We start from the raw sequence: 14,107 nt of genomic DNA, 5'->3' as shown, positions 1-14,107 counted from the left end.
CCGGGCTTGGTCCCCGCTAGACGTTGAGGTCGATGCGGTGCGCCCCCTTGACGCCGTCGTAGCGGCCGGGGCTGCAGGTCAGCACGATCACCTGCCCGTGCACGCCCACCGTGTCGAACACCTGCCCCATCGTGGCCAGCCGGTCGGGATCGGTGAACCCGAGGGCGTCGTCGACCACCACCGGGACGGTGTCCTCCTTGGCGACCAGCGCGGCGCCAGCGAGCCGTGCCAAAATGCCGAGTTGCTCTTTGGCCCCGCCTGACAGGGATTCGTAGGGCACCGTGACGCCGTCGAGGGTTCGGCTGCGGATGCGCAGGTCAGGATCGATGTCGACCTCGAAGGTCGGCCCGAACACGGGGCGACCGAGCCGCTGCAGTTCGCTCCGGTAGGGCTCGACGTAGCGCAGCCGGGTGTTCTCGCGGTGGCGCGTCATCACCGAGCGCAACAACTGCGCGGCGCGGGCCCGGCCGCCGATGCGGGCGTACTCGTCCGTGGCGTGCTCGAGTTCGGTCTCGGCGGCGTCGAGTTTGCCCTTGCGGCCCTCGTTGCCGATGACCGAGAGTTCGATGCCGACCTCGCGCAGCGCGCGGGCGGCGTCCTCGTAGCGCTGCTGCAGGGATGTGGCCTCGACGGTCGCTGCCTGCAGTTCGGCGGCCACCGCGTCCGGGGCCGCCGCGGCCAGCTGTTCGGCCAGCTCGGCCACGCGCTGCTCGGCGGCCCGGGCCGCCACCAGCGTGGCCTGCGCCGCCGCGGCGAGGTCCTCATCACCGGACGATGCTCGCTCCCGGGCCAGCCGCTCGGCGGCCGCGGCCAGTTCCGCGCGCTGGGCTTCGGATTTGTTCAGCAAAACCGTTGCCTGCATGACCGATTCGTTGAGCCGGGCGCGGGCGGCGGCCGCCGCCTCGCGGGCGGTCTCGCAGGCGGTGTTCGCGGCCGCGCGGGCCCGTTCGGCGGAGTCGAGTTCGGCACGGGCGGCATCGGCATCGATGGCCAGGAGGACGGCCCCGTCTTGCCTGGCGGCACAGAGCTGTGTCAGGCGCTCGCGCAGGTGGTCGACATCGTCGTCGCCGCACAGCCCGGCCAACGTGGCGTTCAACCGGTCGCGGCCGCTCTCGAGTTCGCGGCGACGCCGGCCTTCCGAGCGCGCCCCGGCCAGGTCCGCCACCGCGCCGGTGGCCAGCGCGGCGGACAGCTCGTGTTGCGCCGCAGCATGTTCGGCCCGCAAATCGAGCGCGGCCGCACCGGGAGTGACCCGCGCGCTCAGCACGCCGGGCACCTCGACAATGGTGGGACCGGTGGCGGTGATCGACCAGGTTTCACCGGCCGACAACGACACCCGTTGGTCGCCGGTGGACAGTTCGACGTCGGCGGCCGCGGTGAACTCGACCGCCGCCGAGATCAGCGTCAGCTGCGCACCGATGCGATCGACCGCGGCCGCGGCATCCTCGATCCGTCCGAGCACCTGCTCGGTGACCGCGACCGCAGACAGTTGCGCGCAGGTCCGGTCGCGGTCGGCCTGAAGGGCCTCGATCTTGGCCAGCCGGGCCCGCAGGCGGTCGGCCTCCTCGCGCTCGGCGAGGCCCGCCACCGTGCGCCGGGCGGCGTCGACGCGGCGTTGCAGGTCCAGCAGGGATTGCGTCGCGGCTTCGGCCGCGGCGTCGGCCGCCCCGGCGGCCTCCCGCGCCACCGCCTGCGCCTCGGCGGCCTCCCGCGCCGCCGCCTCGGCGGCGCTAACAGTTGCTGTGCGAGAAGCGATTTCGCTGAGCAGCCGCACGCGGCCCTCGTGGGCGGCGGCCGCGGCGTCGCGCGTCGCGCCCGCCGCGGCCGCGACCAGCCCGGCTTCGCGCGCCTGGCCGGTGAGTTCGGCTACCCTGTCGGCGGCGTCCCGGGCGGCCGCCAGGCGCCGCCCGGCGGCCATCCGCTCCTGGGACAACTCGGCCACCTGCTCGGTCAGGTCGGCGTGGCGGCGCACCCGCTCGTCGACCTCGGCGACGGCCGCCGCGCATTCGGCGACCGCGGCCTCGGCCTTGTCCCGCCGGGAGATCGCGGTGGCCCACTCCCCGGTGGGGCGCCCGGTCGGGGTGAAGTAGCGGCCGTACTCGGTGTCGATCCTTTCGACCAGGAGCGGCTCGGTCCCCGACAGCGCCGCGTCGGCGCCCGAATGCGCGGCAGCGACGTCCAGCGCCCGCGACAGCGCATCGCAGCCCGACAGATTCACCGCGGCGGTCGACGCGCTCTGCAGCACCCGCTGGGCACGCCACAGATCGGCGTCCACCGTCTCGGCCAGCATCGCCGTGACGCGCTCGTGGGCTTCGTCGCCGGTCAGCTGCTCGCGGCGCGGCGTCAGCACCGCCAGCTCCGTCTCGCACTTCTTGTGAAACCGCTTGCGGTAGACGAAACGATAAGGCCCGCAGCTGATCTCGGCGCTGACCTCCGAGCCGACGTCGCTGTTGGTGGGCTTGACCTGCTTGACTTCCTTTTTCGTCGAACGGTCCCGGCATTCCAGCAGCAGGTCCAGCGCCTCGATCATCGACGACTTGCCAATCTCGTTGGCGCCACACACCACGACCACACCGTGGTCGGGAAACGCGATGTCCCGGTGCGCGATGCCGCGGTAGTTCGTCAGGACCAGCCGGTGCAGCTTCATGCCGCCCCCCGGTCGACCAGCCTCAGCAACAGCGCCAGCGCCGCCTGGGCGTCGACGGCGGTGTCGGTGTCGCCCTCGCGCGCGGTCGCCACGAGTTCCTCGACGGCCGCGGCGGCGAACCCGCCGATGCCCAGATCGGTGAACTCGCCATCGGCGGGGATCACGGCCAGGTCGGTGTGCCGGTCCCACAGCCCGAGCCAGGCGAACAACCGCGCGTATTTGTCCAGGCACGCGTCCAGCGCGGCGCGGTCGGTGACGGTCAGCGAACCGGCCAGCGCCAGCCGTACCACCGTCCGGTCCTTCGCCGGCATCAGGTCGAGGTTGAGGTCGAGATCGGCGATGTCGCGGCTGTTGTCGACCTGGCGACGCAGCGTGACGAACCGCCAGCGACCGACGTTTCGGGGTGTCACCGAGACGGCGCCCGATGTGTCGTCGATGTCGACGACCAGGACATGCCCCGGGTCGGATTCGACGTCGTCGAAGTTGGTGACCTCCGGGGAACCGGAGTACCAGACCCGGCCGCCGGCGCCAACCCGGGTCAGCGAATGCTTGTCCCCCAGCGCCGCGTAGTGCACGACGCCCCGGTCCAGCGCGTCCTCGAGCCCGGCGAGCCGGATCAGCGAGGGTTTGCCGGGATCGGGGTCGAGTTCGTCGACACCACCGTGGGCTAGCAGGATCCGGGTGGTCGTGCCCGGGGACAGACCGTCCAGGACGTCGGCGACCAGGTCGGTCGTCGGGACCTTCGAGCGCCAGGGCGCGGCCACGATCTCCAGCCCGGGCCGGACCTGGTGCACCCCTGCCCGGTCGAGCACCCTGACGTTGCCCGGGCATTCCGAGGTGAACAGCACGCTGGTGTACACCGACGAGGCGTCCAGCGGATCGTGGTTGCCCGGCAGCAGGTAGACGGGGATTCCGATGGCGCGCATGGCTTCCAGCGACTGGCTCACCACCTGGGGGGCGAGCTGGTTGTGTTCGAAGACGTCACCGGCCACCACGACGAACTCGGCGCCGACCTCGGCCGCCAATGCGCCCAGGCCGGCCACCGCGTCGCGGCGCGCGGCCGAATACCGCGGCTGGGCGTCACCGGCGAGAAAGTGCCGGGTCATGCCCAGCTGCCAGTCGGCGGTGTGCAGGAATCGCATACCGGCGACCCCCTCTCGGATCGTGGCTGTCAGGGCACCGCGAGCTTAAATCGGGCCACCGACAAGAACGGGAATCCCGCCCGGCAGGTCGCGGAGAAGCCGGGATCCCACGGAATGACCGTGTGATCACAGCCTCACTGGAATACGACCAGCTGCCATCGGGCTCCCGCGTGGACTTCCACGTCAAGCCGGCGCACGGCCCGAAGGACTCGTTCAGCGCTCCCCACGGCCTCCGAACAGACCCGGTGTCGTCAGGGCAACTGTCCGGTGCCCGCAGGAGCACCCCCGCTATCGAGCGGACACCTGACTGTTATCCGTGACCGCGACGGCACGACGCCGAATCCGCCCTTCCGCGGAACGATGAAAACGCGCGGAACGATGCGGGTGCACAGACGATCGGATTGCGCATAAAGACCGGCGCCCCGCGGGTCGTCACGCAGGACCGTAGTCGCGAAAGCCGGCCCGCCGGCCCCGACAGCAGGCGCTGATACGAATGATCCATCCCCACCCCGCCGGGCGCGGACCGTGACGCCCGGGGTATCGCTGTCTCCCGCCGCGTCAAAGCGCGTTGGCCTGGCTCCACGTTCGGCACCCGCCGTTTTCGGGCTGCCGTACTGATCCGCCACCCCCACCGGGGGTCCGACAGCGGATACAGCCCGTGGTGAGGAGCCCGGCGCAACGCACCCAAAGCCCACCAGAATCGCCGCGGTCGCCGCCCCGACGCAACTCCTTCGCAGCCATCCTCGTTGGCCGGCATTATCGCCTTTCACAGCCTGCCCCCTTCCGCCGCCCTCCGCCGCATCCGTGCATATACCCCCATTGGGTATATAGCCATACCCCGGTATGGTATCACGGTTAGGTTCGCCGTCTAACACCGAAATCGATCCGCGCCCTGATCACCGCGTCTCCGGCGGCAGGCCCTGGTGCCGGATATCTTCTGCGGAAACAGCTTTCACCAATCATCCACCACGCCTCCCACGCGCTATCCGAGGTTCGGCCCACCCGGAACCGCCCGGCAGAAGCACTGGGATGACGTCGAACGCCGCCCTGCCACCAACCCAGCAGCATGCCGAACGCTATTCGCCCACTTCGCCGTTCGAAGCTGTACGCATCTTCTAGCGCATTAAGTCGGGAGGCGTCGTTGCCCCCGCGGCCAGCTCGAGGGCACTGACGTCATTCTCCGAAGCGGACTCCCAGTCTCGACCGGCAAAAACGAAGTGCACCGATGCTTTCGGAGTGTCTTACCTCAGAAAAGTCCGACTATCTCAAGCCAATGGACCTGTGCCCAAGTATTTTTGAAGTTCGCACCACGTTCAACCGCAGAGGTCGAACACATAGGAAAGACATAACCGGCCGGACTACCGATACGAGAAACCGAGGTAACGGCCTTTGAGAAACCTATGAATCCCGGCCACCACCAAGCCCACGCCGGCAAAAGCTGGGATAATTGCGCGCCGATACGGCGGGAAGACCGGGTCGGCCGCCGCTCGCGCCAAGGTCCGCAGACCGCAGCCTGTCCGCGAGGTGCAGCGCCAACTGCCGCTCCGATCGCCCCCTGTGCCCACGGTCGACAGTCCCGGGTTGCGTAGCGTGTGTCGCGTGAATGTACTTCGCACCCTGCTGCTGCTGCGGCACGCGAAATCCGACTACCCCGACGGAGTCGCCGACCACGACCGGCCGCTGGCACCGCGCGGCATCCGGGAGGCGGGACTGGCCGGTGATTGGCTGCGCGCCAACGTGACCACCGTCGACGCCGTGCTGTGCTCGACGTCGACCCGCACGCGGCAAACCCTGGCACGCACCGGAATAAATGCCCCGACGCGTTACGCCGAACGCCTCTACGGCGCCGCCCCCGGCACCGTCATCGAGGAGATCAACACGGTGGGCGACGAGGTCAAGACCCTGCTCGTGGTCGGCCACGAGCCGACGATGTCCGGCCTGGCACTCGTGCTGGCCGGTGCCGACGGCACCGTCGCCGAGCGGATCGCAGCGAAGTTCCCGACGTCGGCGATCGCCGTGCTCGCCGTACCCTGCGGGTGGGAGGACCTGTAGCCGGGCGCCGCCGCGCTGGTCGGTTTCGAGGTTCCGCGCTGAGCCCGATTGCGCAGCTCCTCCTCGCCCCGCCACGCGGGCCGCATCGTCGCCGCGCTGAGCCCGATTGCGCAGCTCCTCCTCGCCCCGCCACGCGGGCCGCATCGTCGCCGCGCTGAGCCCGATTGCCCGATTCCCCGCGTTAGGAGTTGGTGGCCAGCGTCAGCTCCATGAGCTTGATGGCCTGTCCGCAAGCGTCGATGCCCGGCGCCTGGGGGTTGATCCACCAGCCGACCACCCCGGCCGCGTCGCTGGCCACCCCGCACGCGCCGTTGGGGTCGTCCGGGCGCATCACGATCGAGTCGATCCCTGCGATGTTGCGGCTCTCGACCTTGTATTTCAGGAAGTCGGCGACCTTGCGCTCGTTGCTCAGACTGCCCTGCTCGAACCAGAACCTGGTGATGTCGATCAGGCCGGCCGGGTTGGCCGCCTGCCACCGGCAGATCGCGCCGACGAACGTGCTCTGGATGTCGAGGGGATCGGCGCCGACCGTCTTGGCCAGGATGTCGGTGGTCAACACCTCACATTCCTTGAGCAGGTTCGGGTACTGCTGCTGGGAATTGTTGTTGCGCGGCACCCCGCCCGAGCCGGCCTTGACGGCGTTGCCACCGACCGATCTCGAGCAACCGGTCAGCACCAACAACGCGGCAACGACCAGCATCACAGCGGCGCGCACGCTTCTTCTGGCCATCACTTCGAATTCGCAATCGACTGGCGGGTTAGCTCGCGAGCGATGTCGCAGGGCGGCGGGAACGGCTTCTGGCTGAAGCTGATCGACCATTCGATGAAATCGTCCTGGAACTGGATACCGACCTCGCACAGCGAGTCGCCGAGGTTGGGTTCGTTGCCGACCGCGATGAAGCCGCTGTGGCCGTTGATGTTGATGTCGTCGACGCTGGCGCGCGAGAGCTCTTCGGTTTTGCGTTCCCGGCCGATGGGGCTGCCGCGGTACCAGGAGAAAGAGAAATGCGGGCCGAGGATGCCGCCGCCGGCCAACCACTGGCATCCCACCGAGTTGCGGGCGGTGTTGACCAGCCCGCTCATCTTGGTCAGTTCCGCCATCGTCTGATCGCTGATGCCACCGCACTGCGGGAACATCGGGCCGTGGTGGCCCTCGGCGTTGCCCGGCGCCGACGACGCCGTGGCCCCCGGCTTGTTACTGCCGGAGTTGGAGCACGCCGCCACCGCGAGAATCAGGATCGTCAAGGTCGCGGCGGCAATGGCCAGGGTCGCCGGGTTACGCCGCACCGCTACTCCGCTGTTCCTCAGCCTGCTGCTCGTCCACACGATGCACTGTAGCGGCAGCCCCGCGGGTCAACCACCGGCGCGCCAGCTGAGCAGGCATTTCAATTCCCTAGATCGTGCCCGTGCTCAGCGGCGCGCCGCGGCGCATGTGCGAGAGTTAGCCCATGCTCCTGGCACTGCTGCGCCAGTACATCCGGCCTTACCGCCGGCTGGTCGCGGTGCTGATGACGCTGCAGATCGCCAACACGCTGGCGTCGCTGTACCTGCCGACGGTCAACGCGGCGATCATCGATGACGGCGTGTCCAAGGGCGACACCGCGACCATCGTCAGGCTCGGCCTGGTGATGCTTTTCGTCACCGGCTTGCAGGTGCTGTGCTCGGTCGGGGCGACCTACGTCGGGTCCCGCACGGGGATGGGCTTCGGGCGTGACCTGCGCGCGGCGGTGTTCGACCACGTCACCACCTTCTCCGAGCGCGAGACCGCGCGCTTCGGCGCGCCGACGCTGCTGACCCGCAGCACCAACGACGTCCGGCAGATCCAGTACCTGGTGCAGATCTCGGGCACCGTGCTGGTCACCGCGCCCATCATGTGCGTCGGCGGGGTCGTCATGGCCATCGACCAGGAGGCCGCGCTGACGTGGTTGCTGCTGATCAGCGTCCCGGTCATGGCCGTGGCCAATTACTGGATCATGTCGCACATGCTGCCGCTGCTGCGCGGCATGCAGCGCCTGATCGACAGCATCAACCGGGTGATGCGCGACCAGCTCTCCGGTGTCCGGGTGATGCGGGCGTTCGCGCGCGAGCGCTTCGAGAGCGAGCGCTTTGCCCGCGCCAACGCCGCGCTGTCGAACACCGCGCTGAGCGTCGGCAATTGGCAGGCGCTGATGCTGCCGGTGACCACGCTGACCATCAACGCCTCCAGCGTGGCGCTGATCTGGTTCGGCGGCCTGCGCATCGACCGGGGCCAGATGCAGGTCGGCGCGCTGACCGCATTCCTGGCCTACTTCACCCAGATCCTGGTGGCGGTGCTGATGGCGACGATGACGCTGGTGGTGCTGCCGCGGGCATCGGTGTGCGCCGAACGCATCACCGAGGTGCTCTCCACCCGCGCCGCCGTCGGCAACCCGCCCAGCCCCGAGTTCCCGCGACAGGGCATCACCGGCGTCGTGCGCGTGGCGGGCGTGACGTTCACCTACCCGGGCGCCGAACGTCCGGTGTTGCAGGACGTCTCGCTGACGGCGACACCCGGCACCACCACCGCGATCGTCGGCAGCACCGGGTCGGGCAAATCGACGCTGGTGTCGCTGATCTGCCGGCTCTACGACGTGACCGACGGCGCGGTGCTCGTCGACGACGTCGACGTCCGCGCCTACGACACCGAGCGGCTGTGGTCGGCGATCGGGCTGGTCCCCCAGCGCGGCTACCTGTTCACCGGCACGGTCGCCGACAATTTGCGCTACGGCAGGACCGAGGCGACCGAGGCACAGATGTGGGAGGCGCTGGAGGTCGCCGCCGCCGACGGATTCGTGCGGGCACACCCGGACGGGCTGCAGATGCGGGTCGCGCAGGGCGGGATCAACCTGTCGGGCGGACAACGGCAGCGACTGGCCATCGCCCGCGCGGTCATCCGGCGCCCGGCCGTCTACCTGTTCGACGACGCGTTCGCCGCGCTCGACGTGCACACCGACGCACGGGTGCGGGTCGCGCTGCGGGAGGCGGCCGCCGGCGCGACCATAATCTTTGTCACACAACGTGTTTCGACCGCAGCCCAGGCCGATCACGTGATCGTCGTCGACGACGGGCGGGTGGTCGGCGCGGGCACCCACGAGTCGCTGCTGGCCGACTGTGCGACCTACGCGGAGTTCGCCGACTCCCAGTCGGTGGCCGCCCTGCAATCGGGTCGGGTGGGGGGCCCGCCGTGACCGCGGCGGTCAGCCGGGCCCCCGTGCCCGCCGCGCGGTCCCGCGACTTCTGGGGTTCGGCCGCCCGGCTGGTCACACGGCTCGCGCCGCAACGGGGGCTGGCCGTGGCGGTGATCGCGATGGGCCTCACCGGCACGGCGATCGGGGTGATCGTTCCGCGGATCCTCGGGCATGCCACCGATCTGCTGTTCAACGGCGTGCTCGGGCGGCAGCTGCCCGCCGGCATCACCAAGGCCCAGGCCGTCGCCGCGGCCCGGGCCCGCGGCGACAACACCTTCGCCGATCTGCTGTCAGGGGCCGACGTGGTGCCGGGCCGGGGCGTGGACTTCGACGCGGTGGGGCGAACCCTGGCGGTGGCCCTGGCGTTCTATCTGGTTTCCGCGCTGCTGATCTGGGCGCAGGCCCGGCTGCTCAACGTCACCGTGCAGCGCACCATGGTCGCCCTGCGTGCCGACGCCGAGGCCAAGCTGCACCGGCTGCCGCTGGCCTACTTCGACGGCCGGCAGCGCGGCGAGTTGCTGAGCCGGGTCACCAACGACATCGACAACGTCCAGTCGTCGCTGGCGATGACGATCAGCCAGTTGCTGACGTCGGTGCTGACCGTGGTGACCGTCCTGGCGATGATGGTGTCGATTTCGCCGCTGCTGGCGACGATCACGGTGCTGACGCTGCCGCTGTCGCTGCTGGCGACGCGTGCGATCGCGCGGCGCTCGCAGCGCCTGTTCGCGGCCCAGTGGGCCAGCACCGGGCGCCTCAACGCCCACATCGAGGAGACCTACAGCGGCTTCACGGTGGTCAAGACGTTCGGCCACCGGGCCGCGGCACGCGAGCAGTTCCGCCGGCTCAACGACGACCTCTACCACGCCGGTTTCGGCGCCCAGTTCGCCTCGGGCCTGGTCGCGCCGGCGACGACGTTCGTCGGCAACCTCGGCTACGTCGCGGTCGCCGTCGTGGGCGGCCTGCAGGTGGCCACGGGGCAGATCACCCTCGGCAACATCCAGGCCTTCATCCAATATGTCCGGCAGTTCAATTCGCCGCTGAGCCAGGTGGCCGGCATGTACAACACGCTGCAGTCCGGGGTGGCCAGCGCCGAGCGGGTTTTCGACCTGCTCGACGAGGCCGAGGAAACTCCGGACCCCCGGCCCGCGCCGCGGCCCAACGGGCTGGAGCCGCGGCCGGGTGGCCGCGTGGAGTTCCAGCACGTGAGCTTCGGCTACCGGCCCGGCGTCCCGGTGATCGAGGACCTGTCGATGGTGGCCGAACCGGGCAGCACGGTGGCCATCGTCGGCCCCACCGGGGCCGGCAAGACCACCCTGGTGAACCTGCTGATGCGGTTCTACGACGTCGATTCGGGCCGAATTCTCTTCGACGGGATCGACATCGCCACGCTGAGCCGGCAGTCGCTGCGATCGCGGATCGGCATGGTGCTGCAGGACACCTGGCTCTTCGAGGGGACGATCGCGGAGAACATCGCCTACGGGCGACCCGAGGCGAGCCAGGACGAGGTGTCCCAGGCGGCCGGGGCGGCCTACGTCGACCGGTTCGTGCACACGCTGCCCGCCGGCTACCAGACCCGGATCAGCGGCGACGGCGGCAACATCAGCGCCGGCGAGAAGCAGCTCATCACGATCGCGCGCGCGTTCCTGGCCCGCCCGCAGCTGTTGATCCTGGACGAGGCGACCAGTTCGGTCGACACCCGCACCGAAGCCCTCGTCCAGCGGGCCCTGCGTCAGCTTCGCCAGGGCAGAACGAGTTTCATCATCGCGCACCGTCTTTCGACGATCCGGGATGCGGACCGGATCGTGGTCGTCGAATCCGGCCGCATCGTCGAGCAGGGCAACCACGCCGAACTGCTCGCGCGGCGGGGCGCCTACTACGCGATGACGCGGGCCTGACCCCACCGCGTCCGGGCATGCCGGCGGCCGGGCTTACGGCTGCAGGTCCGGCCCCTGCGCGCGCAGGTCGTCGACCGCCGTCATCGCGTCGCGCAGCTTGGCCAGCCACTCCTCGGTGTGCTCGCCCACCAGCCGGACCGTCCAGGCGAGGGCGTCGGCGCGCGACCGGGCGACCCCGGCGTCGACCAGCGTGTCGAGCACCTGGCGTTCGGGTTGCTTCAGGCGCGTCATCACCGGAACGGCGATGTGGGTGAACAGGATTCGCTCGCTGCCGGTTTGGGAGGAAACCTCCACACCCCAGGAAACCTTGCGTCCGTAGCGATCCTGCGCCTCCTCGGCGATGCGCATCCGCTCCGAGCGGGTTTCCTCCCGGAACCGCGATGCCCGGCCGGCCGCGCGGGCCTCGCTGTCTGCGTCGCCCTCGGCTTCCGGCAACTTTCCGACGACCGTGATCTCTTCGCGGTCGACGATGACCGTGGGGTCGCCGTCGAACCACCCGTCGGGCATGCGCCCGGCCAACCATTCGCCGGCGTCGCTCACGTCCGGCTGCCCGGCCTGCTGCCAGCCGCCCGCCCGGCCGTGCCGGTGGTGTGTGTGATGGGATTTCATGATTACATGATTACACCGTTACACGTGCAATGGAAGCGGGTTCGCCGGCAGCGGAACCGGGGACGCTCCCGGCGCCTCAGAGCTGGGAAAATCGTTGATCTGGGCGCCGGGACGGCGTATTTTCGGAAGGGAAGCAGGCCCGGAAGCGACCGAAACCAAAGAGCCGGACGATGGGGTACACAGCCGGCCGCGTAGCACCCGCGCATGACGGAGTTGCACGCCCCTGGCGTCGCGCCGGGCCTGCCCATGCGGGATGGTTCAGCTGCTCCCCCGGCGAATCCGGAAGAGTTTCACGTCGCTCTTGACACCCTTGAGCCGGCGCGCGCCCGCAAACGACCCGTCGAACGCGCCGGTGTCAGCGACGCCCTCCCACACCGAATCCGCGACGAGCACCGTACCCGGGCGCGCCACCCCGGTGATCCGGCTCGCCACGTTGACGGGGCTGCCGAACCAGTCGCCGGCCCGGCTCACCGCCATCCCGGACGCCACCCCCGCGCGTAACCGCGGGAAGTCGTCGTCGGTGTCGACGGCCTCGACGAGCTTCAGGGCGACATCGAGCAGCGGCACGGGATCGGGGCAGACGAACATCACCGCGTCGCCGATCGACTTGACGAAGCGCACCGGGGGGACCGCCACGTCGCGCGCGAGATGGGCCAGCCGGTTGGCGAGGTGGCCCAGCTCTTCGGCCGAGATGACCTCCCCGAGCCGGGTGAAACCGACCAGGTCGGCGAACGCGACGGTCACCGGACGCGCTCCCGGCAGGGGCTTCCCGGCGGCCCGCTCCCCCGCATTGACGGCTTCGGTCTCCATCATGTGGCGCAGCTGAAGGAACAGCATCTCCTGAATCATGGGGCCGAGCACTGGGACGACCCGCCCCACCAGATCCTTTGACGCCTTTGCGATCTCCACCTCGGTGAGCCCGGGACGCATGATCGCCGCCAGCGCGCTGTAGCGCATGACCTCGGCGGCGTGCGAGAGCCCCTCGGCGAGCACGCGGACGACGAGCACGACGTGCTCGGGATCCAGCCCCAGCTCCACGAACCGCTGGGCGGTCGCGGCGGCTTCACCGTCGGCGCGCATGTGCACGACGGCGTCGGGGTCGTCCACCCGGGCCAGGCCGATGGCGCGCTGGACGCGCTGCAGCAGCGTCAAGTCGATGCCGTGGCGCTCGCTGATCTCCCGGGCGGACACGTAGGTGCCGTCGTCGCCGATGAGGTGGCGGGTGGCCAGCAGCAGCGGGGGGTTGGTGGCGCGGATCTCGTCGGCGCCGATCCCCTGCTCGAGCAGCCACCGCACCAGCTGCGCCCGCTCGGTGCGCGCGGTGCCCTCCAGCCCGTCGAGCAGGTCGTCGATGCCCGGCTCGTCGATACCCTCACCCACGCCCGGCCACCCTCCTTCCGGCGCGCCAGACGGCTTGGACGTCGCGGAGCGCGGTGAGGTCCTGCTGCACGCGGGCGGGAACGGCGAGCAGGTCGGCGTCGTAGCCGACGGCGATACGTCCTTTGCGCTGCCCCAGGCCGCAGCTGTCGGCGGCGGCGGAGGTGGCACCGGTCAGTGCCTCCGTTGTGGTGAAGCCGTGCCGGACCAGCTCCGCCAGTTCGTCGGGCAGCACGTCATGGGCTTTGGCGGGCTCGATCCCGGCGTCGGTCGAGAAGGCGACGCGCGCACCGGCATCGATGAGCCGGCGGATGTTGCGCCACACGCCCTCCATCAGCGCCTTGATGTCCTCCGGCATGTCGGGCAGCGCGCGGCCGATGGTAATCCCGCACCACACGCCCCGGCCGACGATCTCCTCGACGACCTCCGGGCTGGCGGTGACGCCGCTCTCGGTGAGAAACGTGCAGTGCTCGATCCCGTCGACCCCCGCGGCGATCGCGGCCGCGATACCGGCGGTGGCGTGCGCGTGCGCGGTCACCGGTAACCCCGCCCGATGCGCGGCGTCGACGACCGCGGCCAGTTCGTCGGCGCTGTACTGCGGCCGGCACGGATCGGTCCCGGCCGTCATGAAACCGCCGGTTGCCATGATCTTCACCCAGTCCACGCCCCGCGCGGCCCGCTCCCGCACCGCGGCGACGAGTGCCCCAGTGTCCTCGGCCTCACCGCCCAGATACCAGCAATGCCCGCCGCGGCGGGTCAGCGGCGGCCCGGACACCAGCAGCTCCGGCCCCACCTGCGCGCCCCGCCGGTATTCCTCGCGCAGCGTCAGGGTCGCGAAGTCGCGGTCACCGAGGTCGCGCAGCGTGGTGATCCCCGCGCCCAACGCGGCCGCGGCGTGCCGCCGCGCCCGGTCGGCCAGCGCGTCCCGCGACTCGCCGGCCAGGTCTTCCGGATCACCCACGGGGTCCCAGCACAGGTGCGTGTGCGCATCCACCAGCCCCGGCAGCAAAGCCGCCTCGCCCAGGTCGACCAGCGTCAGGTTCGGCGGGCAGCCGGTGCCCGGGGAATCGACCGCGCCGATCCGGCCGTCCTCGACCACGACCGTCACCGGGCCGTCGTGAAACCGGTACCCGTCGAACATCCGGCCGGCGCGAATCGCAAGCCGTTCCCCCCGCCCCG

10 protein-coding genes are annotated in these 14,107 nt (G+C 70.3%); 3 read left to right on the top strand and 7 right to left on the bottom strand.

Annotated features, from left to right (window positions below; all coding sequences use genetic code 11):
- Positions 1-16 precede the first annotated feature (16 nt).
- Both AB8998_RS09165 and AB8998_RS09160 read right to left on the bottom strand, forming a co-directional pair.
- Positions 17-2,647 carry an AAA family ATPase gene (locus AB8998_RS09165; protein ID WP_369737599.1) on the bottom strand — a complete coding sequence of 877 codons (2,631 nt, stop codon included), beginning with the start codon at positions 2,645-2,647 and terminating at the stop codon, positions 17-19.
- Positions 2,644-3,789, bottom strand: a complete 1,146-nt coding sequence (locus tag AB8998_RS09160) for a metallophosphoesterase family protein (RefSeq protein WP_369737598.1) — start codon at positions 3,787-3,789, stop codon at positions 2,644-2,646. The genes AB8998_RS09165 and AB8998_RS09160 overlap by 4 nt, the downstream gene beginning before the upstream one ends.
- A gap of 1,599 nt (positions 3,790-5,388) precedes the next feature.
- On the opposite strand from AB8998_RS09160, the gene AB8998_RS09155 reads away from it, so the two are divergent.
- Complete coding sequence (locus tag AB8998_RS09155; RefSeq protein WP_369737597.1) at positions 5,389-5,841, top strand: SixA phosphatase family protein; 453 nt, start codon at positions 5,389-5,391, stop codon at positions 5,839-5,841.
- 181 nt (positions 5,842-6,022) lie between these two features.
- Here AB8998_RS09155 and AB8998_RS09150 read toward each other — a convergent pair whose 3' ends face one another.
- The gene (locus AB8998_RS09150; protein ID WP_369741487.1) at positions 6,023-6,541 is read right to left on the bottom strand and encodes a DUF3558 domain-containing protein; all 519 of its coding nucleotides are present in this window, start codon (positions 6,539-6,541) and stop codon (positions 6,023-6,025) included.
- Positions 6,542-6,570: 29 nt separating this feature from the next.
- On the bottom strand, positions 6,571-7,128 hold the full coding sequence (locus tag AB8998_RS09145; RefSeq protein ID WP_369737595.1) for a DUF3558 domain-containing protein: 558 nt from the start codon (positions 7,126-7,128) through the stop codon (positions 6,571-6,573).
- 161 nt (positions 7,129-7,289) lie between these two features.
- Here AB8998_RS09145 and AB8998_RS09140 point away from each other — a divergent pair, with 161 nt between their 5' ends.
- Positions 7,290-9,047, top strand: a complete 1,758-nt coding sequence (locus AB8998_RS09140) for an ABC transporter ATP-binding protein (RefSeq protein WP_369737594.1) — start codon at positions 7,290-7,292, stop codon at positions 9,045-9,047.
- On the top strand, positions 9,044-10,942 hold the full coding sequence (locus tag AB8998_RS09135) for an ABC transporter ATP-binding protein (RefSeq protein WP_369737593.1): 1,899 nt from the start codon (positions 9,044-9,046) through the stop codon (positions 10,940-10,942). The genes AB8998_RS09140 and AB8998_RS09135 overlap by 4 nt, the downstream gene beginning before the upstream one ends.
- A 33-nt stretch (positions 10,943-10,975) precedes the next feature.
- Here the strand turns inward: AB8998_RS09135 and AB8998_RS09130 are convergent, their stop codons facing one another.
- The 3 genes from AB8998_RS09130 to AB8998_RS09120 form a co-directional block, all read right to left on the bottom strand.
- Positions 10,976-11,551, bottom strand: a complete 576-nt coding sequence (locus AB8998_RS09130; protein ID WP_369737592.1) for a hypothetical protein — start codon at positions 11,549-11,551, stop codon at positions 10,976-10,978.
- A gap of 258 nt (positions 11,552-11,809) precedes the next feature.
- Complete coding sequence (locus AB8998_RS09125) at positions 11,810-12,931, bottom strand: adenylate/guanylate cyclase domain-containing protein (protein ID WP_369737591.1); 1,122 nt, start codon at positions 12,929-12,931, stop codon at positions 11,810-11,812.
- Positions 12,924-14,069, bottom strand: coding sequence for an amidohydrolase family protein (locus AB8998_RS09120; protein ID WP_369741486.1), 1,146 nt, complete (start codon positions 14,067-14,069; stop codon positions 12,924-12,926). Before AB8998_RS09120 ends, AB8998_RS09125 begins: the two co-directional genes overlap by 8 nt.
- Positions 14,070-14,107: the final 38 nt, after the last annotated feature.

This window comes from Mycobacterium sp. HUMS_12744610 (genome assembly GCF_041206865.1).
In the GTDB taxonomy this organism is placed as follows: Bacteria; Actinomycetota; Actinomycetes; order Mycobacteriales; family Mycobacteriaceae; genus Mycobacterium; species Mycobacterium servetii.
The sequence above is the reverse complement of the archived record's forward strand: the minus strand, read 5'-3'. Positions and strand labels throughout refer to the sequence as shown.

Excerpts from the sequence above, each read along its gene's own strand:
- AB8998_RS09140 (WP_369737594.1), top strand. The coding sequence starts at position 7,290 with ATGCTCCTGGCACTGCTGCGCCAGTACATCCGGCCTTACCGCCGGCTG.
- AB8998_RS09165 (WP_369737599.1), bottom strand. The coding sequence starts at position 2,647 with ATGAAGCTGCACCGGCTGGTCCTGACGAACTACCGCGGCATCGCGCAC.
- AB8998_RS09130 (WP_369737592.1), bottom strand. The coding sequence starts at position 11,551 with ATGAAATCCCATCACACACACCACCGGCACGGCCGGGCGGGCGGCTGG.
- AB8998_RS09150 (WP_369741487.1), bottom strand. The coding sequence starts at position 6,541 with ATGCTGGTCGTTGCCGCGTTGTTGGTGCTGACCGGTTGCTCGAGATCG.
- AB8998_RS09160 (WP_369737598.1), bottom strand. The coding sequence starts at position 3,789 with ATGCGATTCCTGCACACCGCCGACTGGCAGCTGGGCATGACCCGGCAC.
- AB8998_RS09120 (WP_369741486.1), bottom strand. The coding sequence starts at position 14,069 with ATGTTCGACGGGTACCGGTTTCACGACGGCCCGGTGACGGTCGTGGTC.